Source organism: Streptomyces panaciradicis (assembly GCF_023516615.1).
GTDB lineage: Bacteria > Actinomycetota > Actinomycetes > Streptomycetales > Streptomycetaceae > Streptomyces > Streptomyces panaciradicis.
The window spans coordinates 59,051-83,272 of the sequence record NZ_JAMGBF010000074.1 but is presented as its reverse complement, the minus strand read 5'-3'; the positions used below and the strand labels follow the sequence as shown (position 1 = coordinate 83,272).

Annotated in this window: 19 protein-coding genes; 4 read left to right on the top strand and 15 right to left on the bottom strand. The window is 71.8% G+C overall.

What is annotated here, in order from left to right; all coding sequences use genetic code 11:
• Positions 1 to 587: response regulator (locus M8J74_RS24260; protein ID WP_249838473.1), on the top strand; the 587-nt coding region annotated here is incomplete at its 5' end.
• A 19-nt stretch (positions 588 to 606) separates the two neighbouring features.
• On the opposite strand, the gene M8J74_RS24255 is transcribed toward M8J74_RS24260, so the two are convergent.
• Complete coding sequence (locus tag M8J74_RS24255; RefSeq protein WP_249838472.1) at positions 607 to 2,310, bottom strand: NAD-dependent malic enzyme; 1,704 nt, start codon at positions 2,308 to 2,310, stop codon at positions 607 to 609.
• A gap of 141 nt (positions 2,311 to 2,451) precedes the next feature.
• On the opposite strand from M8J74_RS24255, the gene M8J74_RS24250 reads away from it, so the two are divergent.
• Positions 2,452 to 3,516, top strand: a complete 1,065-nt coding sequence (locus M8J74_RS24250) for a sodium:calcium antiporter (protein ID WP_249838471.1) — start codon at positions 2,452 to 2,454, stop codon at positions 3,514 to 3,516.
• A 27-nt stretch (positions 3,517 to 3,543) separates the two neighbouring features.
• On the opposite strand, the gene M8J74_RS24245 is transcribed toward M8J74_RS24250, so the two are convergent.
• Entirely contained in the window at positions 3,544 to 4,755 is a 1,212-nt protein-coding gene (locus M8J74_RS24245) for an erythromycin esterase family protein (protein ID WP_249838470.1), read from the bottom strand.
• A 58-nt stretch (positions 4,756 to 4,813) separates the two neighbouring features.
• On the opposite strand from M8J74_RS24245, the gene M8J74_RS24240 reads away from it, so the two are divergent.
• Positions 4,814 to 5,554 carry a TioE family transcriptional regulator gene (locus M8J74_RS24240; RefSeq protein ID WP_249838469.1) on the top strand — a complete coding sequence of 247 codons (741 nt, stop codon included), beginning with the start codon at positions 4,814 to 4,816 and terminating at the stop codon, positions 5,552 to 5,554.
• 74 nt (positions 5,555 to 5,628) lie between these two features.
• The gene (locus M8J74_RS24235; RefSeq protein WP_249838468.1) at positions 5,629 to 6,741 is read left to right on the top strand and encodes a diaminopropionate ammonia-lyase; all 1,113 of its coding nucleotides are present in this window, start codon (positions 5,629 to 5,631) and stop codon (positions 6,739 to 6,741) included.
• A gap of 304 nt (positions 6,742 to 7,045) precedes the next feature.
• On the opposite strand, the gene M8J74_RS24230 is transcribed toward M8J74_RS24235, so the two are convergent.
• From M8J74_RS24230 to M8J74_RS24170, 13 genes are all read right to left on the bottom strand, one after another.
• The gene (locus M8J74_RS24230; RefSeq protein WP_249838467.1) at positions 7,046 to 7,711 is read right to left on the bottom strand and encodes a carbonic anhydrase; all 666 of its coding nucleotides are present in this window, start codon (positions 7,709 to 7,711) and stop codon (positions 7,046 to 7,048) included.
• Positions 7,712 to 7,792: 81 nt separating this feature from the next.
• On the bottom strand, positions 7,793 to 8,518 hold the full coding sequence (locus tag M8J74_RS24225; protein WP_249838466.1) for a DUF6348 family protein: 726 nt from the start codon (positions 8,516 to 8,518) through the stop codon (positions 7,793 to 7,795).
• 10 nt (positions 8,519 to 8,528) lie between these two features.
• The gene (arsM, locus tag M8J74_RS24220) at positions 8,529 to 9,308 is read right to left on the bottom strand and encodes an arsenite methyltransferase (RefSeq protein ID WP_249838465.1); all 780 of its coding nucleotides are present in this window, start codon (positions 9,306 to 9,308) and stop codon (positions 8,529 to 8,531) included.
• 86 nt (positions 9,309 to 9,394) lie between these two features.
• A complete protein-coding gene (locus M8J74_RS24215) occupies positions 9,395 to 10,051 on the bottom strand; it encodes an aggregation-promoting factor C-terminal-like domain-containing protein (protein WP_249838464.1) in 657 nt (218 codons plus the stop codon).
• Positions 10,052 to 10,272: 221 nt separating this feature from the next.
• Positions 10,273 to 10,953, bottom strand: coding sequence for a response regulator (locus M8J74_RS24210; protein ID WP_249838463.1), 681 nt, complete (start codon positions 10,951 to 10,953; stop codon positions 10,273 to 10,275).
• 23 nt (positions 10,954 to 10,976) lie between these two features.
• On the bottom strand, positions 10,977 to 12,161 hold the full coding sequence (locus M8J74_RS24205) for a sensor histidine kinase (protein ID WP_249838462.1): 1,185 nt from the start codon (positions 12,159 to 12,161) through the stop codon (positions 10,977 to 10,979).
• A 63-nt stretch (positions 12,162 to 12,224) separates the two neighbouring features.
• Positions 12,225 to 14,420, bottom strand: a complete 2,196-nt coding sequence (locus tag M8J74_RS24200; RefSeq protein ID WP_249838461.1) for an MMPL family transporter — start codon at positions 14,418 to 14,420, stop codon at positions 12,225 to 12,227.
• Between the two features lie 248 nt (positions 14,421 to 14,668).
• Positions 14,669 to 17,533: a glycoside hydrolase family 2 TIM barrel-domain containing protein gene (locus M8J74_RS24195; protein ID WP_249838460.1), complete on the bottom strand. Its 2,865-nt coding sequence runs from the start codon at positions 17,531 to 17,533 to the stop codon at positions 14,669 to 14,671.
• Between the two features lie 27 nt (positions 17,534 to 17,560).
• On the bottom strand, positions 17,561 to 18,430 hold the full coding sequence (locus tag M8J74_RS24190) for a carbohydrate ABC transporter permease (RefSeq protein ID WP_249838459.1): 870 nt from the start codon (positions 18,428 to 18,430) through the stop codon (positions 17,561 to 17,563).
• Entirely contained in the window at positions 18,427 to 19,395 is a 969-nt protein-coding gene (locus M8J74_RS24185) for a carbohydrate ABC transporter permease (RefSeq protein ID WP_249838458.1), read from the bottom strand. Before M8J74_RS24185 ends, M8J74_RS24190 begins: the two co-directional genes overlap by 4 nt.
• 20 nt (positions 19,396 to 19,415) lie before the next feature.
• Positions 19,416 to 20,681, bottom strand: a complete 1,266-nt coding sequence (locus tag M8J74_RS24180; RefSeq protein WP_249838457.1) for an ABC transporter substrate-binding protein — start codon at positions 20,679 to 20,681, stop codon at positions 19,416 to 19,418.
• A gap of 246 nt (positions 20,682 to 20,927) precedes the next feature.
• Complete coding sequence (locus tag M8J74_RS24175; protein ID WP_249838456.1) at positions 20,928 to 22,772, bottom strand: glycoside hydrolase; 1,845 nt, start codon at positions 22,770 to 22,772, stop codon at positions 20,928 to 20,930.
• Positions 22,773 to 22,783: 11 nt separating this feature from the next.
• Entirely contained in the window at positions 22,784 to 24,028 is a 1,245-nt protein-coding gene (locus tag M8J74_RS24170) for an ROK family transcriptional regulator (protein WP_249838455.1), read from the bottom strand.
• Between the last annotated feature and the right edge of the window lie 194 nt (positions 24,029 to 24,222).

Below are 24,222 nucleotides of genomic sequence, written 5' to 3'. Positions count from 1 at the left end.
ACGTGGTAGGGGAGGCCGCGCACGGCGCCGAGGCCGTCCGCAAGGCCGCCGAACTGCGCCCCGACGTGGTGCTGATGGACGTGCGGATGCCCGGCATGGACGGCATCGAGGCCACCCGCCGCATCGTCGCCTCCGGCGGCCGCTCCCGCATCCTGGTGCTGACCACGTTCGACGTCGACGAGTACGTCCACGCCGCCCTGCGCGCCGGAGCCAGCGGCTTCCTCCTGAAGGACGCCCGCCCCGAGGAACTCCTCGCCGGCATCCGCGCCGTGGCCGCGGGCGACGCCGTCATCGCCCCCGCCCTGACCCGGCGCATCCTCGACGAGTACGCCCGGTACCGGCCCGCCCGCCCGGGCGACCCCGCCGAGGACGCGCGCCTGGGCACGCTGACCGAACGGGAACGCGAGATCCTCGAAGCCGTCGGCAGGGGCTGGACCAACGGCGAGATCGCCGCGCACTTCGTGCTGTCCGAGTCCACCGTCAAGACCCACGTCGGCCGCGTCCTGGCCAAGATCGGCGCCCGCGACCGCGTCCAGGCCGTGATCTTCGCCTACGACATCGGACTCGCCCGGCCCAACGAGGGATGAGCGCGGAGCGTCCAGCGCCTCAGACCGCCACCACCGGCCGGTACACCGGCTCCCACATCGCCCGGCGGACCCGGTCCTCGATGGTGTCGTCCACCGGCTCGCGGGCGACGCCGTCCTCGGCCGCCGCCCGCGCCACGGCGACCGCCACCGCGGCGGAGGTGCGCCGCAGCAACCGGGTGTGGGGGAGCAGGGAGGCCCCGCGGGCGGTGGAGTCGACCTGTCCGGCGACCGCGTGGGCCGCGGCGGACAGCATCGAGTCGGTGACCCGCGTGGCGCGGGCGACGACGGCACCGAGACCGAGACCGGGGAAGACCAGCGCGTTGTTGGCCTGGCCGATCTCATACGTGACTCCACCGCGGGTCACCGGCTCGAAGGGGCTGCCCGTCGCGATGAGCGCACGGCCCTGCGTCCAGTCCAGCAGGTCGGAGGGCACGGCCTCGGCGAGCCGGGTCGGGTTGGACATCGGCAGCACGATGGGGCGCTCGGTGTGCGCGGCCATCTCCCGCACGACGCTCTCGGTGAAGGCCCCGCCCTGGCCGGAGGTGCCGATCAGCACGGTGGGCCGGACCCGGCGCACCACCTCCTCCAGGGAGACGCCCCCGAGCTTCGCGTCCCGCCGCCAGCCGGCGACCTCCTCGGCCGGCCGGGCGTAGCGGAGCTGGACGTCGCGCAGCCCCTCCTGGTCACGGGTGATCAGCCCGTGGCGGTCCACGGCCCAGAAGCGGGCGGTGGCCTCCTCGCGGCCCAGGCCCTGCGCGGCCATGGCGTCCCGCAACTGGTCGGCCACGCCGATCCCCGCCGTCCCGGCGCCGAGGACCACCACCCGGTGCTCGGGCAACGGCATCCCGCTGGCCCGCACAGCGGACAGGACGGCGGCCAGGTTCACCGCGCCTGTGCCCTGGATGTCGTCGTTGAAGACGAAGTGCTCACGCCGGTAACGGTCCAGGACGCGGCGCGCGTTGGCGGCCCCGAAGTCCTCGAAGTGCAGCAGCGCGTCCGGGAAGAGGCGTTCCGCGGTGGTGACGTAGCGCTCGATGAAGGCGTCGTACGTCTGCGTGTCCACCCGGGGGTGGCGGTTGCCCAAGTAGAGCGGGTCGTCGAGGAGTTGCTCGCGGTTGGTGCCGACGTCGAGGACGACGGCGAGGGTGCGGGCCGGGTCGATGCCGGCCGCGGCCGTGTACACGGCGAGCTTGCCCACCGAGATGTCGATGCCGCCCACCCCCCAGTCGCCGATGCCCAGGATGGCCTCGCCGTCGGTCGCCACCACCAGGTCGACGTCGGCCGCGTCCAGCCCGGAGGCGCGCAGGGCGCGTTCCATGTCCTCGGGGGCGTCGACCGACAGGTAGATGCCGCGCGGGCGCCGGTACTCGGTGCTGTAGCGCTCGATGGCCGTGCCGACCGTCGGTGTGTAGACGATGGGCAGCATCTCCGGGAGGTGATCGCTCAGCAGGCGGTAGAACAGCACCTCGTTGCGGTCGTGCAGGGCGGCCAGGTTGACGTGCTTGGCCAGGTCGGTGGGCTGCGCGGAGTACTGGCCGTACGCCCGGTCGGCCTGCTGGTCCAGGGTGAGCACGCGCGGCGGGATCAGTCCGTCGAGGCCCAGGTCCCGCCGTTCCTGCGCGGTGAAGGCCGTACCGCGGTTGAGACGCGGGTCGGCGAGCACGGCACGGCCTCGCGCCGAGGTCTCGAAACGGTGGTGGCCGGCGTTCCACTCGGTGCTCATCGTCGCTCCGTGACGTGTCCGGGGGCGCGACCGTCGGCCGCCCTGTCCCTTCCCAGGGTGACCCACGCGGGCACGGGCCGCCGCGCAGGCCGGGCACGAGCGTCGTACACGTGGAGACGATCGGTGGGTACCCGCGCGTGCATGGGATCTCTGGGCTCTCCGGTTCTGCTGTTGTTGTTCGTCGCGAGCGCGGCCGTCATCTGGTACGCGGGCATCAAACTGTCCGACACCACCGACGTCCTCGCCGAGCGTCTCCACCTGGGCAGCGCGCTGGGCGGGCTGATCCTCCTCGCCGTGGCGACCAACCTGCCCGAGCTCGCCATCACCGTCTCGGCGGCCCTGGCGGGGCAGTTGGACGTCGCCGTCGGCAACATCCTCGGCGGCATCGCCATCCAGACCATCGTCCTGGCCGTGCTCGACGCCGCGGGCGTCCGTCCGCGCGCCCCGCTGACCCGTGTCGCCGCCAGCCTGCAACTGGTGCTGGAGGGCGCCCTCGTCGTGGTGGTCCTGGCCGTGGTGGTCATGGGCACCCAGCTCTCCCCGGGGCTGCACGCCGCCCGGCTGGCCCCGGCCTCCATGGCCGTCGCCGTCCTGTGGGTGATCGGCCTGGTGCTGCTGAACCGGGCCGGCCGCGGGCTGCCGTGGCGGGAGGGCGGCGACGCCCCGGACAGCCAGCCCGAACCGCGCGGCCACTCCCGGGGGAAGAAGGAGAAGGCCGCCACCGACCAGGGCGTGCGGACCGGCCGCGCCGGGCTGATCTTCGGCACGGCGGCCCTCGCGACGCTCGTCGCCGGTGTGGTCATCGAACGCAGCGGCGAGGAGTTCTTCGCCCGCCAGGGACTGAGCGGTGTGCTGTTCGGCGCGACCGTCCTTGCCGCCGCCACCTCCCTGCCCGAGGTCAGCACCGGCCTGACCTCCACGAAGCTGGGCGATCACCAACTCGCCATCAGCGACATCTTCGGCGGCAACGCCTTCCTGCCCGTGCTGTTCCTGCCGGCCGCGATCATCTCCGGCAAGCCCGTGCTCCCCGCCGCGCACGACACCGACATCTACCTCACCGCCCTCGGCATCGTCCTCACCGTCACCTACATGGCGGGACTCGTCTTCCGCCCGCGCCGGCAGTACGCCCGGATGGGCATCGACAGCGTCATGGCCGTCGTCATCTACGTCGTGGGCATCGCCGGCCTGGCCACCATCGCCACCTGAACGGGGTCGGCGCGCGGGAAGTGGAACCTAGTAACGGGCCTCCTCCCGGACGTCCTTGACGAACACGACGCCCGCCGCGTCCCGCAGGTGAGCCGGGTCGAGCGGTGCGTAGCCGAACCAGGGGGACTCGCGGGGCGCGGGAGGCGTGGCGCCGAGGGCCGAGGCGAGCCGCCCGGCGTCGACGACACAGCGGTCCTCCGGGAGCGCGTACAGCAGGCCCTCGACGGTGTCCGGCGCGGGCGTGTCCACCCCCCGGTGGCGGATCGTGCCCAGGGCCGTGGCCAGGAAGGCGTACCGCGCGCCGAGCCGGGCGCCCACCAGGGCACCGGCGCTCCACCACTCCACCGGCCCCTCCCACATCCGCATCGAGCTCTTCGCCCGCTGCAGATGGGAGTTGTGGGCGTGCACCAGCACCGGGCCGCGTTCGGCGAGGGCCAGCAGGTTGTGGGCCATCATCAGATCGCGCAGCGCGCACAGCCGTGTCATGCGGGCCGGTGAGGGGTCGGCCATCGCGTGGTGATAGCGCAGCAGTCCGACGGCGGTACGGCCGTACAGGCGCGCCCGCTCCCAGTCCTCCCGCGAGCCGGCCCCGCCCGGGTCGGGCGGCTGCGTGCCGAGCAGGGCCACCAGGTCGTCGGCCAGCAATCGGAGCCGGCCCGCCTCGGCCGTGCGGCCCACGGACCGGGACGGGTCGGTCATCGCGGCGGGCTCGGTCCACCGCTCGTCGGGCCCGAGCAGACCGTCGAGCGTCTCCGCGGCGCAGGGCAGCAGGTTCGCGGCGACCCGGTGCGCGAGGTGGGCGTGCAGCGCGGTGAGGGACTGCCGGGGGCTTGCGGCCCCGGTGATCTCCAGGGGGCCGTCGAAACCGGCGAAGCGCACCCACTCGGACGCGGGCCGCCGCGCGTTGTGGGCGCGCATCCAGCGCACCAGCTCGCGGTTGCCGGGCAGGGCGCCCCAGCCGTGGCTGAACCCGCGCTCCATGACGTCGTCGAGGGTGCCGGTGCCCGAGGTGACGTACTCGTCCACTGCCAGGCCCCGCACGCAGTCGCTCTCGATCGCGACGGTCCGGTAGCCCTCCTGTTCGACGAGTTGCCGGAAGAGGGCGTTGCGCAGGTCGAGCAGGGAGCCCTCGCCGTGGGTGGGCTCGCCCAGCCCGAGCAGCCGGGGCCGGCCGGGAAGCAGCCTCATGACGGAGGCGGCGTCGACGGTCGCGGTGATGTCTTCGATGTCAGCGGCCATGCCTTCAACGGTATCGTTGAACTTGCGATTGAGACTTTTGGACGATACGAGCAGGAGCATGGCGCGAAACCCTCAAAACGCGGGACGGCTCAGGCCCGTCGATCTGGCCCGCGCGCACGGTCTGTCCACCCAGGCGGTCAGGAACTACGAGGAGGCCGGCATCCTCCCTCCGGCCGACCGCACCGCCCACGGCTACCGCACCTACCTCCCGCTGCACGCGGCGGCTCTGCGGGCGTTCCTCGCGCTGCTGCCCGGGCACGGCCACCCGACGGCGGCGTCGATCATGCGGGCGGTGAACCGGGGCGCGACCGACGAGGCGTTCCGCCACATCGACGAGAGCCATGTCCAGCTCCTCGACGACCGGCGGACGCTGCATGCCGTGGAAGAGGCCCTGCGCGCCCTGGAACCCGCCCCGGCGTCCGAGCCCGGCGGCATCTTCATCGGGCCGCTCGCGGACCGGCTCGGCGTCCGGCCGGCGACCCTGCGCAAGTGGGAGCGCGCCGGGCTGGTGCGCCCGCACCGCGAGCCGCGCACCGGCTACCGCGTCTACGACGACGCCGCCGTACGGGACGCCCGGCTGGTCCACCAGCTCAGGCGCGGGGGCCACCTGCTCGAGCAGATCGCCCCGCTCATCACCCAGGTGCGCGCGGCCGGCGGACTCGAACCCCTGGAGGGCGCACTGGCCGACTGGCGCCGCCGGCTGTCCGGCCGCGCACGGGCGATGCTGAACGGGGCGGCCGAGCTGGAGGCGTACCTCCGCCTGACGCAGGCGGCCGCGGACGGCGCCACCGGTGACTGATCTTTCGGTTTTCCGACGTACAGGTCGCAAACGTTCGCTGGACCGATCCCACGGGCGCATCGGACCCTGGACGGGTGGCCGACAACTCTCTCGCGCCCTCCTGGTACGCGCGACCCGACGCCCGCGCCTGGCGGTGCGAACCCGCGCCCGCCGACGTCCGGGCCTTCCACCGCTCGCTGCCCGACCACGCGCCCACGCCGCTCACCGAACTCCCCGTGCTCGCTGAGGAGTTCGGGGTGGGCCGGGTCTTCGTCAAGGACGAGTCGTGCCGGCTGGGGCTGCCCGCGTTCAAGGCGCTGGGCGCGTCCTGGGCGGTCCACCGCGCCCTCGCCGAGCGGGCCGAGCGGGGTGCGGAACCCGGACCGGTCACCCTGGTGGCGGCCACCGACGGCAATCACGGCCGCGCCGTGGCCCGCATGGCACACCGCCACGGCCACGCCGCCCACGTCTTCGTCCCCCGGGGCGTGCACCCGCGGGCCGTCGCGGCCATCGCCGCCGAAGGGGCACGGGTCACCGAGGTCGCGGGCCCGTACGACGAGGCCGTGCGCCTGGCGGCGGAGGCGGCCACCGCCCCGGACACCCTGCTGATCCAGGACACCGGCCTGCCGGGCTACGAGCGGATCCCGCGCTGGATCGTCGAGGGCTACTCCACCCTCTGCGCCGAGATCGACGAGCAACTGACCGCTGTGGGGGTCACCGAAGGCCCCGATCTCGTCGCGGTGCCCGTGGGGGTGGGCTCCCTGGCCCAGGCCGTGGTCACCCACTACCGCGGCAGCCCCCGCGGACATGCCCCGGCGCTGCTGTCGGTGGAGCCGGAGGCCGCGCCGTGCGTCCTGCGCAGCCTCACCCTGGGCAGACTCGTCAGTGTGACGACGGGCGAGACCGTCATGGCCGGCCTGAACTGCGGCACACCGTCCGGCATCGCCTGGCCGCACCTGCTCGCCGGGCTGGACGCGGCGATCGCCGTCACGGACGACGACTGCGCCCGGGCCGGCGCCGACCTCGCGGCCTCGGGCGTCTCCTCGGGGCCCTGCGGCGCCGCGGCGCTGGCCGGTCTGCGCGCGGCGATCACCGGCACGGATGCCGCGGACCGCCGCACGGCCCTGGGGCTCGGGCCGGACTCGGTCGTCGTCCTGCTCAGCACCGAGGGCACGGCCGCCAACCCGGGGAGGCCGGCGGCGTGCTGACCCCTCCCGTGGCCGCGACCGGCGTCCTCGGGCTGCTGACCGCCGTGCCCGGAGATCGCCGTGTTCTCCACCGGCCTGCTGCCCTCACTCGTCCCCCCGGGGCTGCCCACCGCCTGGGGCATGGCGGTCCTGGTCCTGCTCCACACCGCCCTCACCCTCGTCCGGCTCGGCGGCTGTGTGTGGTCTGCCGGCGAAGGCGGGCCCGGTCCTCGACGGACCGCGGGCCGGCCGTGGGCTCGGCCGCGTCATGGGCGTCGTGCTGATCGGCCTGGGCCTGCCGGTCTCCTCGCACGCGTCGAGCGGGTCAGCCGACCTCGGCTCGTGAGGCGGTGCCGGGGCGCTCGGCCGGGAGCTCCAGGCCGCGGGCGACGACGGGACGGGCGCTGCCGTCGGCCAGCCGGTAGGTCAGGCCCACCACGGCGGTGCGCCCGCGCGCGACCTGGTCGGCCAGTTCCCGCGAGCGGTCCAGGACGAAGTCGACGGTGTGCCGCACGTGCGTGGCGATGAACTCCTCGTCCTCGCTCGCACCGTCGGCGTGAGCGGCCAGCACACTGGGCGTCACGCGCTCTATCACGTCGCGCAGGTACCCGGGCGCCGCCCTGCCGTCCGTCACGGCGGCCCGGGTCGCGGCGACCGCTCCGCAGGCGTCGTGGCCGAGGACGACGACGAGCGGGCAGTCGAGCACGCTCACCCCGTACTCGATGCTGCCGAGCACCTCCGGACCGGCGGCGTGTCCGGCGGTGCGGACGACGAACAGGTCGCCCAGGCCCTGGTCGAAGATGATCTCGGCGGCCAGCCGGGAGTCGGAGCAGCCGAGGAGTACGGCGAACGGCCGCTGGACGGAGGTCAGGTCGGCGCGGCGGGCGGCGTCCTGGTTGGGGTGCAGGGGCGTGCCGGCGGCGAAGCGGTGGTTGCCTGCCAGGAGCAGGTCGTACGCCTCGCGCGGGCCGGAGGGAAAGGCATCGCTCATGGTGTCGCAGGTTACGGCGGAATCGGGTCCGGCGTCGCGCCGGGGTCGGCCAGATGCCGCACAGGGGGGCCGGGCCGGCCGTCAGCCGTCGGCCGGGAGAAGCAGCGCGTAGTGGCGGACGGCCGTGAACACCGTCGGCTCGGGCAGGCCCAGCTCCGCCATGGCGGCCGAGGCGGGTTCGTGCCGTTCCCCGTTGACGCGGATCTCGGCGTGCATCGCGCCGGGCCGGCCGCCGTAGAAGACCTTGACCCCGTCGAAGAACGGCGACCGCAGGTCCTGGACGAAGGTGTGGGCGACGCGGTGCAGCACGTTCGCGTCGAGGAGGGCGGTCTGCAGGCGCCGGTTCTCCGCGGGGTCGACGCCGAGGCCGACCACGCCGGAGGCGATCATGTGCCGGCCGGGGACGCCGCGCTCGTCATCGGGGTCCGTGTGGTCGGCGAAGCGCCCGCGCGGGTCGAGGAGTTCGAGCATGCAGGCACCCGCGGTCTGCACCCACGAGTCGGCCGCGCGGCGCGGATCGCCGGACATCGCCACGACACAGTCGGCGAAGCAGGGGACGTCCGGCTGGATGCTCACGTCCGGCAGTGCGACGAGGTCGTAGTGGTGCCCGCCGCCGTGATGCGGCGGTGCCACGCCCACCGCCCATCCCCGCGGGCTGCTCAGCGAGTTGCCCTTGAGCGTGGAGCCCTGGGTGGCGCCGGGCGCGTACTCCTCGATACTCGCCTGCACGAGGGCGAGGAACTCCAGGTCGGGCAGGCGATCCTCGGCAGGCCGCGCGCCGCGCGCACGCCGTCGTATCCAGGGCATGCGGCGGATCTTACGGGAGCCGCCCGGACCCGCTGCCGGCCCCGGCGGGTTTGACGGCGCGGATCAGGGCGGAGTGCATGCCGTCGGCGACCGGGTGGGTCGGGGTGATCTCGATGCCGGTGAAACCGGCGGCTTCGAGGCCCGCGCGGTATTCGGCGAAGGACAGGGCGCCGGCGATGCACCCGACGTAGTCGCCGCGCTCGGCACGCTGCTCGACGGTGAGGGTGTCGTCCGAGACGATGTCGGACACGCCGATCCGGCCGCCGGGCCGCAGCACGCGGAAGGTCTCGGCGAACACCGCCGCCTTGTCAGTGGACAGGTTGATCACGCAGTTGGAGATCACCACGTCGACGGTGTTCGCGGGCAGCGGGATCGCCTCGATGGTGCCCTTGAGGAACTCCACGTTCGTCGCGCCGGCCTTCGCCGCGTTGGCCACGGCGAGTTCTAGCATCTCGTCGGTCATGTCCAGCCCGTACGCCTTGCCGGCCGGGCCGACGCGACGGGCGGACAGCAGGACGTCGATGCCGCCGCCGGAGCCGAGATCCAGGACGCGCTCGCCGGCGCGCAGTTCCGCCACGGCGGTGGGGTTGCCGCAGCCGAGGGAGGCGGCGACGGCCTCCACGGGCAGGGCGTCGCGCTCGTCCGCGGCGTACAGCGAGGAGCCGAAGTCGGCGTCGACCTCGACCGGCTCGGGCCCGCAGCAGGCCGCCGCACCCTCGGTGACCTGGACGGCCGCTGCCGCGTACCGGCGACGGACCGCTTCGCGCAGATCGGTGGACTGCTCGTTCATGGCGCACCCCCAGGGCTTCTTGATGCAAGCCTGCGCCTTGCATCGACGGACGTCAACATAGAAGTCCGTCGAAACAGTGGGGTGCGTCAGTACGCGTGGTGGACCTGCCAGAACGCCCAGGCGTCGCAGGGGCTGCCGTAGGCGGCGTTCATGTAGTTGAGCCCCCACTTGATCTGGGTCGCGGGGTTCGTCTGCCAGTCGGCGCCGACCGTGGCGTACTTGGACGCCGGCAGGGCCTGCACGAGGCCGTAGGCGCCGGAGGAGGCGTTGAGGGCGTGCATGTTCCAGCTGGACTCGCGTTCCACGATGTTGCTGAAGCACTGGAACTGGCCGCTGGGCACGATCTGCCGGGCCAGGGCCTGGAGCTCGGCGACGGAGTACGTCCGCTGGAGGGAGACGGCGGTGCCGCGGCTGGCGGCGCTCTTGGTCTCGGCGCGCTTCGCGGCTTCCTTCTTCGCCGTGGCCGTCCTGGCGGCGGCCTTGCGGGCGGCCTCCTCGGCCTCTTTCCTGGCGCCGGCGTCCGCCTGCACGGCCTGCGCGTCGGCCTGCATCGCCAGGGACTCGGTCTGCACCTGGGCCTGCCGGCCCGCCGGTATGTCCGCGAGCAGCGTCGCGTCGGCCGCGCCGGCCTCGGCGCCGCCCGGCTGCGCGGCGCTGCCCGAGGCGACGCCGACAACGCTTCCGACGGCGGTGACCGCGGACGCCGAGGCCACCGCGAATCCGCGGACCGAGATCGGGCTCACTGGTCTTCCTTCCGGGTGGTCCGTGGCGCCTTGCCCTGGAGGTGCGGGCAACTCGCCTCACGCATCCCGCAGTTGGAACACTCTGCCGCGCCGTGGCAGGGCGCGCAATGGTGAAGGAGGTGTGGATGCTCACATCTGAGCCGACACCGCGAGCCCTTCGACGCCGGAGCGGGGAGGCACGGGAGCGGGGGCACGGGCCGGTGTCACCCGGTGGACGCCGCTCACGGGTCCGCACGCCGGCCGGCGCGCACCAGACCGCTCTCGTAGGCGATGACGACGAGCTGGGCGCGGTCGCGGGCGCCCAGTTTCGCCATGGCCCGGTTGGCGTGGGTCTTGGCGGTGACCGGGGTGACGAAGAGGCGTTCGGCGATCTCGTCGTTGGACAGCCCCTGGCCCACCAGCGTCAGCACCTCGCGCTCCCGGGGAGTGAGCGCGGCCAGCCGGTCGGGGTCGACGAGGTCCCCCGCCGAGGGCTGGTCGAGGACGCGCGCGATGAGCCCCTTGGTGGCCGTCGGCGACAGCAGCGCTTCTCCGGCGGTGACCAGGCGGACGGCGTCGAGAAGCTGGGCCGGCTCGACGCCCTTGCCGAGGAACCCGCTCGCGCCCGCCCGCAGGGCCTCGATGACGAACTCGTCCTCCTCGAAGGTGGTCAGGACGAGGACCTTGACGCCGGCCAGATCCTCGTCCCGGCCGATCAGGCGGGTCGCCTCGATACCGTCGACCCCGGGCATCCGGATGTCCATCACCACGATGTCGGCCCGTTCGGAACGCGCCAGCCGCACCGCCTCCGCGCCGTCGGCGGCCTCCGCGACGACCTCCATGTCCGGCTGGGCGTCGATGAGCAGCCGGAAGGTGCCGCGCAGCAGGGCCTGGTCGTCGGCGAGCAGGACGCGAATCGTCATCAGCGGTGCTTTCTCGAGGGGTGTCAGAGCGGGGCGGGGGCGAGGGACAGCGGCAGTTCGGCGACGACCCGGAAGCCGCCTTCGGGGCGCGGGCCCGCGGTGACGCTGCCGCCGATCGCGGTGGCCCGCTCCCGCATGCCGACCAGACCGTGACCGCCGCCCGTGCCCACCTTGGGCGGACCGGGGCGTCCGTCGTCGGTCACGGTGATCCGCAGCGCGAGCGGGCCGTAGTCCAGGACCACCTCGGCCCGGGTCGCGGACGCGTGCTTGTGGGTGTTGGTCAACGCCTCCTGGACGATGCGGTAGGCCGTCAGCTCGGTGGCGGGCGCCGGCGGGCAGGCGCTGCCGGTCCGGGTCACCGACACCGGAAGCCCGCCGGCCCGGATCCCGGCGACCAGTGTGTCGAGGTCGGCCAGGCGGGGGATCGGGGCACGCGAGCCCGGTGCGTCGTCCGGCTGCCGCAACAGGCCGACGGTGGCCCGCAGTTCGTCCAGCGCGGCGCGGCTGTTGTCCTTGATGTGGGCCAGGGCCTCGTACGCCCGGTCGGGGTCGGTGCGCATCAGATGGTGGGCCACCCCTGCCTGGGCGTTGACGAGGGTGATGTGGTGCGCGACCACGTCGTGCAGATCGCGCGCGATGCGCACGCGTTCCTCGGTGACCCGGCGCCGGGCCTCCTCCTCCCGCGTGCGCTCGGCGCGCTCCGCCCGCTCCCTCGCCTCCGCCAGATGCTCGCGGCGGCCGCGCACGGCACGGCCCAGGGCGGTGGCCGCGATCACGAAGTCGAACCGCAGCAGACCCCTCGCCCCCAGCAGGGACTCCGCGTGGGTGGCGGCGAAGACGCCGGTGACCGCCACGGCGGAGGCGACGCCGACGATCCACGCCGTGCGCCTGCTGCCACGGTCGGCGAGCGTGTACAGGGCGACCAGGCTCGCCGCCGGAGTGGCCGCGGTGTGCGGGGAGAAGGCCATCAGCGTGAGATCGACGGCCAGGGTGAGAAGGGCGACGCCCAGCGGGCGGCGGCTGCGGACGATCAGCGGCACACAGAACAGCGCCGTCCACGCCACCTCCGCCCAGCGCGGCTCCCGCCAGCCCGAGGGGCCCACGGCCGTCGCGGCCGCGGCGATCAGGACCACCGGAATCGCGGGCAGCGCGTCCCTGATCCGTTCATGACCGGCCGACCACCGCCGCCACACCGTTCCCACGTCCATTCCCTCACTGTAAGGAGCGCGGACCAGCCGGAAGCCGGCCCGCTCCGCCGGGCGCCGGGTGCCCTAGTCGGCCAGTCCGGCGGGCTGCGGCCTTCGATCCGGCTGATGTGCCGGGACCGGCTCGTCGTCCGCGGGGCCTTCCACGGACACCCGCGGCAGGGCCGCGTCCAGCCGGCGGGGCAGCCACCAGTTCGCCCGTCCGCACAGGTGCATGAGCGCCGGGACGACCACCATCCGGATCAGCAGCGCGTCGAGGGCGACGGCCACGGCGAGACTGACGCCGAACTCCGAGATCACCCGCATGCCGCCGAAGACGAAGGAGCCGAAGACGCAGAACATGATGGTGGCGGCGACGGCGATCACCCGGCCGGTCTCGGCCTGCCCGACCCGAACCGCCCGGTGGCTGTCACCGGTGCGGGCCCACTCCTCCCGCATCCGGCTGACCAGGAAGACCTGGTAGTCCATGGACAGACCGAACATGATCCCGACGACCAGGATCGGCACGAACGACTCGATCGGCCCGGCGGCGCCCAGCCCGAGGAGCGAGGACCCGAAGCCGTACTGGAAGACGACGACGATCGCGCCGAACGCCACCCCGACGCTCAGCACGTTCAGTACGGCGCCCACGGCCGGGACGAGCAGGCTGCGGAAGGCGACGGTCAGCAGCAGGAACCCGAGCGCGGCGATCACCAGCACGAACACCGGGAGCTTGGCCAGCAGCACCGAGGCGAAGTCGTCGTTGCTCGCGGTGGTGCCGCCGACGTACACCTTCAGGGACGTGCCCTGCTCCACCGGCGGGATCACGTCCTCGCGCAGGCGGTCGATCAGATCGGAGGTGGCCGCCGACTGCGGGGAGGTCGTCGGCACCACGGAGATCACGCCGACCGCCCGCCCCTCGGCCATGGGGGCCGCGCCGACATCGGCGACCCCGTCGACCCGCCGCAGGTCGGTGACGAGCCGCGCCTCGGCGGCCTTGGCGGCGGCGGTGGGCGCCTGCACGGCGAGGACGAGCGGGCCGTTGAAGCCGGGCCCGAAACCGTTCGCGATCATGTCGTACGCCTGCCGGTTCGTGGACGTCGTGGGCAGGTTGCCGTCGTCGGAGGCGCCGAGCCGCAGCGACAGCGTCGGGAAGGCGAGCGCCGCCAGCACGACCAGGGCGACCAGGCCGAGAGCCCTGGGCCGGGCCTGGACCCGCGCGGCCCACCGCCCCCACAGTCCGGCCCCGTCAGCGGGCGCGACCGCGCCGGCGGCCACAGCCCGGCGCTCGGCGCGCCCGAGGACCCGCAGGCCGATCATGGCGAGCAGCGCCGGCAGCAGGGTGATGGCGGCCAGCACCGTCAGGACGACGGTGACGGCCGCGCCGACGGCCATGCCGTTGATGATGCCGACGTTCAGGGTGAGCATCCCGAGGAGCGCCACCACGACGGTCAGCCCGGCGAACACCACCGCCCGCCCCGAGGTGTTCAGCGACTTGGCGATCGACTCGCCGACGCCCATCCCCGCCTTCAGGTTGGACCGGTGCCGGTTCACGATGAACAGGGCGTAGTCGATGCCCACGCCGAGGCCGATCAGCGAGCCGAGGGTCAGCGTCGTGCTGGAGAGGGTGATGACGTGGCTGATGAGCATCACCGCGAGGGCGGAGGTGCCCACGCCGACGACGGCCGTCACGATCGGCAGTACCGCGACCCACACCGCGCGGAAGACGCACAGCAGCACCACGAAGGCCAGCGCGACGCCCATGGCGTCGGCGACCGGATTCGGCGCGGGGGCGACGCTGAACGCCTGCCCGTTCAGCGCGATGCGCAGGTTCCCCGACTGCGGGGCGGTCGCCAGATCCTCGACATGGGCGATCTGCCCGTCGGCCACCTCGCGGTCGAACGCGACGGTGGCGTAGGCGGTGCGGCCGTCCCCGCTGACCTGCGCCCGGCCCGCGGTCGTGAAGGGGCCGGTGACGGAGGCGACGCCCGGCGCGTCGGCGACACGGTCCAGCGCGCCCGCCATGGCCTTCTCGGCCGTCGGATCGGTGACCCTGCCGTCGTCGACCTGCCAGACGACCCGGCCGCTCTTGCCCGCCGCGCTGTCGGAGGCCCGCTGCAACAGGGCCGTCGCCCTGGCCGAGTCGGTGTTCTGGGAGGTCGGGCTGTTGCCGAAGGCACTGCCGGCCGCACCGGCCCCGGCCCCGAGGGCGAGCAGCAGGCCCACCCAGACCAGGACGACGGCGAGCCGGTGCCGGTGGCACCAGCGGGCGAGAGGGGACATCGACGAGCCTTTCGGGGGATACGCCACGATCGGGCCGCCGATCACGGCCCGCCCTCACGCTCGCAGCCCCGCGTCCTGTCGTCGTCGGCCGTCCGCAGACACTTGCGCCTGCTGCGATCGCAGTAGCTCGACGACCTGGCCGACGGCGTCCTCCCCAAGGACCTGCTCGTTCCCGGCGGCGGCATGACGCGGCCGTCCCGTCGGCGAGGACGGGACGGCCGCACACTGCGAGGGTCACGCGGATCGTGTCACCCGGTGGCCGAGAACACGAAGGAGAACTCGGCCGGCTCGGCCCGTAGCCAGTACGCGGGCAGCACGCCGGGCCCGCAGGACCCGGTGCCGATGCCGTGCAGGCCGTGGTCGAGATTGACCCACACCGTCTCACCGGGTGTCAGGTCGGTGAGGTGGGTGGCCGCGTCCAGCTGCTCGGTCGTCCAGCGCCGGGCGGTGAGGAAGAACTCCGGGTCGCCCTCCACGCGCAGCCCGCCGATCTCCGCCCAGCGCACGTCGGCACGCGCCCCGTTCTCCTGCGGACGCAGGTACGGCGTCTGCATGCCGTCCACGGTCGACTCCCAACGCGCCACTCGCGAGGCCGACTTGGTGTCGGGGTAGCCCTCGCCGGGGCCGCCGCCGTACCACGTCACCGCGTCGGCGCTTTGAAGCCCGAAGCGGACGCCCAGCCGGGGCAGCGGCACCGGCCACTCGCCCTCCGGGCCCACGGACACCGTCAGCTTCAGACGGTCGCCGTCCGAGGTCCACCGGTACACCGTCGCCAGGCCGAACTCCCACGCGGCGGGCGCCACCCGGGTACGCACGGTCAGCGCGTCACCGTCGAGCTCGACGGAGTCCAGCCGGTGCCGCATGCGGTGCAGGCCGAACTTGCGCCACAGCTGCGCGTACCGGGTGTCGGACTGCCACTCCGCGCCCTCGTCGTTGTCGGTCGTCGCCCGCCACACGTCCAGCCGCAGTCCGCTGACCGCGACACCGCCGAGGGACCGCAGCGCCCCGCTGCGGGCGTCGAACGCGGCCGGACCGAGCGTGATCACACCGTCGTCGGCCACCGGTTCCGCGCTCGCGGACACCACCGGCAACGGCCGCGCCGCCACGGCCACCTGGCCCCAGGCCACCTCGTGACCCTGCGGCGCCCAGGAGGTGTCGGCCGCCAGCGACGCCCGCACCGTCCACAGGGTCTCGGCGCCCGTGTGCCCGTGCGGCGGTTCGGGCAGCTTCACCTCCGCCGACTCGCCCGGGCCGAGCGCGGGCACGGCCAGGGCGCCCGACTCGACCGTCTCGCCGTCCACTTGGTACGACCACTCGAAGGCGAAAGCCGAAAGGTCGGCGAAGTCCTGCTTGTTCGTCACCCGCACGGTGCCGTCGGACGGCTCGAGGGAGACGGGCTCGATGACCTTCTTGAACTCCAGCAGGCCGGGGGAGGGACGCCGGTCCGGGAAGATCAGGCCGTCGCACACGAAGTTGCCGTCGTGCAGCTCCTCGCCGAAGTCGCCGCCGTAGGCGTAGCCCAGCTCGGCGTGCTTGACGCCGTGGTCGATCCACTCCCAGATGAAGCCGCCCTGGAGGCGGTCGTAGGACTCGAACAGCCGCTGGTAGTCGGCGATGCCGCCGGGGCCGTTGCCCATGGCGTGCCCGTACTCGCAGAGGATGAAGGGGAGTTGGCGACGCTTGTGCGTGCCGCCGTCCAGGTCCCGGCCGATGGCCTCGACCTCGGCGTGCGAGGCGTACATCCGCGAATAGACGTCCGTGTCACGGCAGTTCCAGTCGCCCTCGTAGTGCACGAGGCGGGAGGAGTCCCGGCCGTGGATCCACTCGGCCATCGCGGTCAGGCCCCGCCCGGTGCCGGCCTCGTTGCCCAGCGACCAGATGACCACCGACGGATGGTTCTTGTCCCGCTCGACCATGCGCTCGGCGCGGTCGAGGAGGGCCGGGGTCCAGCGGTCGTCGTCGACGGGGTTGTCCCGCCAGGCCTGCTCGGTGAAGCCGTGGGTCTCCAGGTCGCACTCGTCGATGACCCACAGGCCCAACTCGTCGCACAGGTCGAGGAAGGCGGGATGCGGCGGGTAGTGGGAGGTGCGCACGGCGTTGAGGTTGTGCCGCTTCATCAGCAGCACGTCCTCGCGCATCGTCTCCAGGTCCAGGGCGCGGCCCTTCTCGGGGTGCCACTCGTGGCGGTTGACGCCCTTGAAGAGCACCGGCCGGCCGTTGACCTTGATCAGACCGTCGGCCAGCTCCACGGTACGGAACCCGATGCGCAGCGGGACCCGTTCGCCCTCGGTGACCAGCTCGCCGTCGTACAGCTTCGGCACCTCGGCCGACCACGGCTGGACCGGGACCGTGACCGTGGTGCCCGTCTCGACATCGATGTCCAGGGCGGGCACGAGCACCCGCCCGTCGACGTCGGAGTCGACGCGCAGGGTGCCCTCGCCCATGGCGTGGTCGTAGGAGGCGTGCACGAAGAAGTCGAGCGCGCTGCCCGCCGGGCGGTGCAGCAGCGTCACGTCACGGAAGATGCCGGGCAGCCACCACTGGTCCTGGTCCTCCAGGTAGGAGCCGGCCGACCACTGGTGGACGCGGACGGCGAGCACGTTGCCGCTCGGCTTGAGCAGGTGCCCGACGGCGAACTCGTGCGGCAGCCGGGAGCCCTTGAACTCGCCGATGTCCGTGCCGTTCAGCCAGACGCGGGCGCAGGACTCCACGCCGTCGAAGCGGAGCACCGCCCCGCCCTCGGCCGGCCAGTCCGTGGGCAGGTCGAAGACGCGCAGGTGGTCGCCGGTCGGGTTCTCCGTCGGGACGTGCGGCGGGTCGACCGGGAAGGGGTAGAGGTGGTTGGTGTAGATCGGCAGGCCGAAGGCACCGTCGCCCTGGAGCACCCAGTGACCCGGGACCGTGACCTCGCCCCAGTCCCCGGCGTCGAAGCCGGGCTCGGCGAACGAGTCGTCCTCGGCGTCGGCGGTCGGCGACACGCGCAGCCGCCAGCTGCCGTTGAGCGAGAGTGACGCCGCGTCGGAGGACGCGTACCAGGCACGGGGCGGAAGGGCTCCGCTGCCGGGCGAGACGTCCTCGACGTAGTCGAAGGCAGGGGTGGTACGGAAAGACATCGGTCTCCAGGTCGTGAGTGGAGGGCGTCAGCCCTTGATACCGGTCTGCGCGATCCCCTGCACCAGCCAGCGCTGGAGGAAGAGGAACACGAAGATCAGGGGCAGGATGGAGATGGCGGTGGCCATGAAGATCAGGTGGAAGTTGACCGTCTGGTTCGTCATGAAGGAGGACAGGGCGATCTGGACGGTCCAGGAACTCGGGTCCTGTCCGATGACCAGGGGCCACAGGAAGGAGTTCCAGGCGCTGATGAAGGTGATCGTGGCGATCGCCGCGAAGAAGTTCAGCGAGTTGGGTACGACGATCCGCCAGTACGCACCCCAGTAACCGAGCCCGTCCACGCGTGCCGCCTCCTCCAGCTCCTTGGGGAATCCCAGGAAGTACTGCCGGAAAAGGAAGCAGGTGAAACCACTGAACAGCCCCGGGATGATGAGGCCGCGGTAGGTGTCCACCCAGCCGAGGGACGAGACCAGCACGAAGCTGGGCACGAAGGTGACGGCCGTGGGGACCATGAGGGTCGCGAGGACCGCGTAGAAGACCTTGTTGGCGTGCTTGTACGGGATGCGGGCCAGGCCGTAGCCGGCCAGGGAGCAGACCAGAAGGGTGCCGAGCGTGGTCAGGACGGCGACGACCAGGGAGTTCACCATGGAGCGGCCGAACTCGACCGTCGGGTCGTCGAACAGCTCGGAGACGTTGGCCCACTGGAACGAAGGCAGCAGCTTCCAGTTCTCGCCCGTGATCTCCGGGTCCGTGGAGAGGGCGTTGCGGACGATCAGGTAGAACGGGACCAGGAAGAGCAGGGCTGCGACGCCGACGGAGACGTACAGTCCCGTGTTGCCGAGGATTCCCCGGGCCTTCTTGTGCTGCTTGCCGACCTGATGAGGTGCGGTGGTGGTCACTTGGACTCATCCCCCCTTCCGAAGCCCATGAACTTGCCCTGGACCAGGGTGACGAGGCAGATGAGCAACGACAGGATGACCGCGCCCGCGCTGCCGGCGCCGTAGTCCTGGTTGGTCCCGAGGGCTGCCTTGTAGAGCTCCATGAGCGGTGTCTGCGCCCAGGTCGCCTTGGTGCCGATGATGTTGAAGAACTCGTCGAACGCCTGGTACGCGGCGATGAGCAGCAGCAGGATCACCGCCGTCGAGGTGGCCCGCAGCTGCGGCAGGGTGATGTACCGGAAGGTCTGCCAGCCCTTCTTGGCGCCGTCGATTGCGGCGGCCTCGTACAGCTCGGCCGGGATGTTCTGCAGCGCCGCGAGGAAGAGGATCATGTAGAACCCGGACTGGATCCACAGGCGCAGGGTCACGATGACCAGCCAGTACCAGGGCGGGGTCGGGTCCGCCAGATAGGCGATGTTGTCGACGCCGAACCAGCCGAGGACGGTGTTCATCAGACCGAAGCGGACGCCGCTGAAGATGGACATCTTCCAGATCAGCGCGGCGGCGACGTAGGACACGGCGGTCGGCAGGAAGAACACCGAGCGGAAGAAGGCCCGCATGAATCGCAGCTGGTTCACCAGCAGTGCCAGCCCCAGCGACAGGGCCCAGGTCGTCGGCACGATGAAGGCGGCGAACACGCTGAACGTCAGCAACGAGTCGGGGAAGTTGCTGTTGGTCAGGATCTGCTTGTAGTTGTCGAGGCCGATGAAGTTGCTCGGTGTGACCGTGTACCGGGCGTCGAAGAAGCTGAGCCAGATGCTCCAGACGATCGGCACGAAGACGAAGATCACCAGGCCGATGAGGAAGGGCCCGGTGAAGAGCCAGAAGTTGAGCGTCGGGTTGCCCCGCAGGCCCCGCCGCGGCCGGGCCTGGGAGGCCTTGGCCGGGGCGGGCTGGGCGACCCCGCGTGTGGTCGTGGTCGACATGTCGTGGTCTTCCCGGCGGCCTATCCGAACAGCTTCTTGAGCTCGACGTTTACCTTCTTGTCGCAGGCGTCGAGCGCCGCCTCCGGGTTGCCGTTCTTGCGCACGGAGGACGCGATCACGTCGTTGAACGCGGTGATCATCACCTGGTCGAAGCCGATGTTGTCGAAGTGGCCGTAGTCGGTGAAGAGCTTGACCGCCTCGGCGGGCAGACCCGACTTGAGCTTGGTGGCCGAGTTGGCTATCGAGGTGCGCGGCGGGATGTGGAAGCCGTAGGAGAGCGCCCAGTCCTCCTGGTACTTCTTCTGGTCGATCCACAGCCACTTGACGTATTCCTTGGCGGCGTCGACGTTCTTGCTCTTGGCGTTCACGAAGATCGACCAGCCGCCGTTGTAGACCGACAGCTTGCCGGAGCTGCCGATCTTCGGGAACGGGAAGATGCCCAGGTCGTCGCCGAGGGCCTTCTGCATGGCCGGCATCGACCACATGCCGCCCCACTGGATCGCGCACAGACCCTGGTTGAGGGCCGAGGGGTCCCAGAAGTCGGTGGGGGCGTCCAGCAGCACGTGGCCGCTGGTGAACAGCGTGCGCAGCTTCTTCAGGCCCTCGACGACGCCGTCCGTGTGATACCCGATCTTGTTGTTCGCGTCGAGGGTCTCCGCGCCGGCCGAGAAGATCAGGTTGTTCTGGATCGCCGTGAAGTCGTTGCCGAGGAAGACGCCCTTGACCTTGTCGGTGGTGAGCTTGGCCGCCGCGTCCAGCAGCTCGTCGAGCGTGGTCGGGACGTCGACCTTGGCCTTCTCCAGCATCGACTTGCGGTAGTAGAAGAACTGCGGGTCGTCGATCATCCGGATGCCGTAGATCTTGCCGTCGACCGTGTGCGACTTGATGTCGTTCGGGTTGAAGTCGTCCTTGACCGGATCGATGAGGTCGCTGAGGTCGGCGACCTGGCCGCTCTTGACCATCTGCAGCTGCGGGTGGAACTCGAAGACGTCCGGGGCCTGCTTGGTGAGCAGCGCGGAGAAGAGCTTCGCCTCGAAGTTGTTGCCCGTGATCCAGTTGGTGCTGACGCCGGCCTTCTTGTACGCCGCCGCGTACCGCTTGATGGCCTGCTCGGTGCCCGCCTCGCCGTAGGCGTGGAAGTACTGCACGAGCTGGGTGCCGGACCCGCCGCTCCCGCCCCGCCCGTTGTTGCTGCCGCACGCGGCGAGGGTGCCGGCGGCGGCCATGCCCGCGGCGGCCCGGAAGAGGGACCTGCGGGAGAAGTTGTCGTTGCTCAATGCCGACATGCTGACGTCCTTGTCTCGAGTGCGGCTGCGGCTCTGCGGCTCAGCGCCCGGTGGCTCGAACTGATTGCAGGGCCGGACGCTAAGCTTTCGATCAGGGCTTAGGCAAGGGGTTGGACGAAGTCTGCGCGAAATGTTGTCTGCCGTTCGGCATGCCGAACGCAAGCACTTTCCATGGGAGTTGAGATAAGTGAGGGCCGCCCGGCCAGGGGTGGCCGGGCGGCCCTCGAAACAGTGAGTGCTACGAGGTCACTGCCGGGACCACGCCTCGTTGCCGCCGCCGTTGCAGCTGTAGAGGATCACCCTGCTGCCGTCGGCGGTCGCCTGCCCGCTGACGTCCAGGCACTTGCCGGACGCCTCGCTGAGGATCTGGCCGTTGGCATTGAGCAGCCAGCGCTGGGACGCGTCCCCGGTGAAGTCGGGGGTAGTCGTCAGCCCCGAGCTCCCGGCCGTCAGATAGCCGTTCACGCCCTTCAGGGCGCCCTTTCCGTCGTACGACCACGACTGTTCCGCCCCGCCGGTGCAGGTGCTGATGGCGGCTCCCGAGGCGTCCGCGGTCAGGCACTTGCCGGACTGCCTGCCCTGCCAGGCGCCCGTGACGGCCGTACTGCCGTGGCCGCGCTGGTCGAGGACGTACGTCGTGACGGAACGCGCGGCCAGGTGCGCCGAGACCGTGCCGCCGCTCACCGGCGGCTTGGCCACCCTGGCCCAGTCCTCGGTCGCCGAGGTCCGCACGGCCTGGCTCGCCCGCACCGGAGTCCTGCTGTTGAAGTGCAGGTTCAGCGGTGTGTCGGTGGTGTTGTGGTTGTTGACCACGACCACCCACTTGCCGCCGGACTCGTAGGAGGAGACCTCGACCCCGGCCGGCGCCCCGGTCACGTTGTGCGCGACCGAGCCCGGCCGGACGAACTTGCTGTACTGGCCGAGCGCGTAGTACCGCTTGGTGAAGTACAGGTTCTGGTTGCCGTTCGTCGCGTAGTCGGGGTCGTAGTAGACCAGTCCGTCGTTCCAGCCGGCGTCGTTCCTCTCGGTGGGGGAGGTGCCGTAACCGCTGGCCAGCGCCACCCACCACTGGAAGGCCGAGTCGTGGGCGCTCGCGAAGTCCTTGTAGATGATCCGCGACATCAGCAGGGCGTTGTCGATGGTCGGGTCGTACTCCTGGTTCCAGCCCGTCGAGCCCTTGCCGAAGCAGCAGATCTCGGTGGCCCAGGACTTCTGGCCGACGGCCCTCGACGTCTCGTAGACGTTGGCGAGCTGTCCGTCGTTCGGATTGTTGTACGTGTGGTGGGCGAGCGCCGACACGTACTGCCGCGTCCCCGGCTGTGAGATCCACTGGGGCAGCTCGAAGACGAACTGGGTGGTCTGGCTGGACTCGTCGGCGATGATCGACGTCTGCTGCTTGCGGGCCCGCTGCTCGGCGCCCAACGCCCGCACGATGTCGTCCCGTTGGTCGACCGTGACCTGCATGCCCTCCTGGCCGCACGAACCGAAGTCGTTGTCGGGCTCGTTGAAGGGGCTGATGTAGTCCAGCTTGACGCCCTGGCGGGCGAAGTGGTCGGTGACGTCGGCGACGTACTTGGCGTAGTCGCCCTCGTTCTCGGCCTTCAACTGCCCGCCGCAGCTCTGCCCGTTGGTGGTCCATTCGGCCGGTGCGCTGTTGACGAAGCCGATCAGGTCCTTGACGCCGTACTTCGCGGCGTACTTGAGGAAGGTGCGGCCGCCTTTGTCCCTGCTCCAGTCGTAGGAGCCGTCGGGGTTCAGGAAGTCCTCGGCGGCGCGGGCCGGGGTGGTGACCGCGACTCCACCGCCGCCGATGTTGTAGCGGTAGGAGGACAGGGCGAGGCCCTGCCTGGAGAACAGCAGCTTCGCCACCCTGGCCTGCACCTCGGGCTCGAAGTGCTGCAGGTCGTTGACCCACCAGGCGCCCGAGGCGCCGATGTCGTCGATGGTCTGGGCGGCGTGGGGGGAGACCTCGGCCGCCGTGGGGGTGGCGGCCGAGGCGGTCGGGGCGGATATCAGGGGGCCGGTGACGGCGAGCGCGGCCGCGGCCGTCAGCAGGAGCGGTCTCCTGCGGTGGGGGTGAGTCACGTGCATCCCTTCCGTCGTCATGAAGGTGGTGCGGTACGGCTCCTTGCGGGGGTGGTGCGTCTGCCCGTCCTCTGGCTCACCGACTGCAGGGCCCCTTCGAGCGCGAACGTGGCCGCGCCCAGGCACACCGGGTCGGTGGGGATGGGGGAGAGGACGATCTCGGTGGCGGCCATCGGCCGCTTCAGCGCGTGCCGCCCGACGGCGGCGCGCACCTCGTCCAGCAGCGGCTCGGCCAGCTTCCTGGCGACCCAGCTGCTCAGGACGACCACTTCGGGGTTGAACAGGTTGACCAGGTCGGCGATGCCCGCGCCGAGGTAACGGGCCGTGTCGCGGACGACCTTGACGGCCTCCGGGTCGTGCGCGGCGACCGCCGCGGCGAGCGCGTCGATGGTGGCCGTCTGGTCCTCGGGGTGCAACAGCGTGCTGCGCGGGCTGAGTTCGCGCAGGTTCAGCATGATCCCGGGGGCCCCGACATACGTCTCCACGCAGCCGTGGTTGCCGCAGTGGCACAGCCGGCCGTCCAGGACGATCGTGTTGTGCCCCCACTCGCCGGCACTGTTGCTCACGCCGCGGTGCAGCGCGCCGTCCAGGATCAGGCCGGCGCCCACGCCGGTGCCGAGGTTGACCACCACGGCGTCGCGGCGTCCGCGCGCGGCCCCGAACCACAGCTCGGCCACCGCGCAGGCGCGCAACGGGTTGTCCAGGTAGAGGGGGTAGGCGATGACCTCGGAGAGCAGGTCGAGCAGCGGCACGTCGTGCCAGTCCCAGTTGGGCGCGTACTCCGAGATGCCCGTGGCGCGGTCCACCTGCCCGGGCACGCTCACTCCGACGCCCAGCACCCGGGCGCCCTCCACGCCGGCCTGGGTGACGACGGCGCCGACGGCCGCGGCGACATGGCCGACGACCTGCTCGGGCCGGTTCTCGCCGGGCCGCATCTCCTCCATGGCGCGGGCCAGGACGTTCAGCCCGAGGTCGAAGAGCTCGACGCGGACGTACGTCTCCGCGATGTCGACGCCGATCAGCGCGCCGCCCGAGGTGTTGACGGCCACCAGGCCCCGGGGGCGGCCGCCCGCCGAGTCCTCGAAGCCGACCTCGGTGATCATGCGCAGGTCGAGGAGTTCGCCGACGAGCGTGGCGACGGTGGCCAGGCTCAGGCCCGTGGCGGCCGCGAGCTCCTGGCGGGAGGTGGGAGACTCGGCGATGATCTGGCGCAGCACCTCGTAGCGGTTCGCGGTTCGGATGTCACGCGATGTGCGCTTCACTGGAGTCTTCACTGACGTTCGTCCCCATCCCTTCCCAGGCCGGTACCGGCCGGGTCGGCAGTGAACACCAGCACCGGCGCGGCGCAAGGCTATGGCCTGCGGGGGACTTTCGACAAGGGATTGGGAAAGGGTTGAAAAACCCGGACCTGCCGTCTTGGCCGCAGTGGCCGTAAGCATAAGCCCCCGACGGGCGG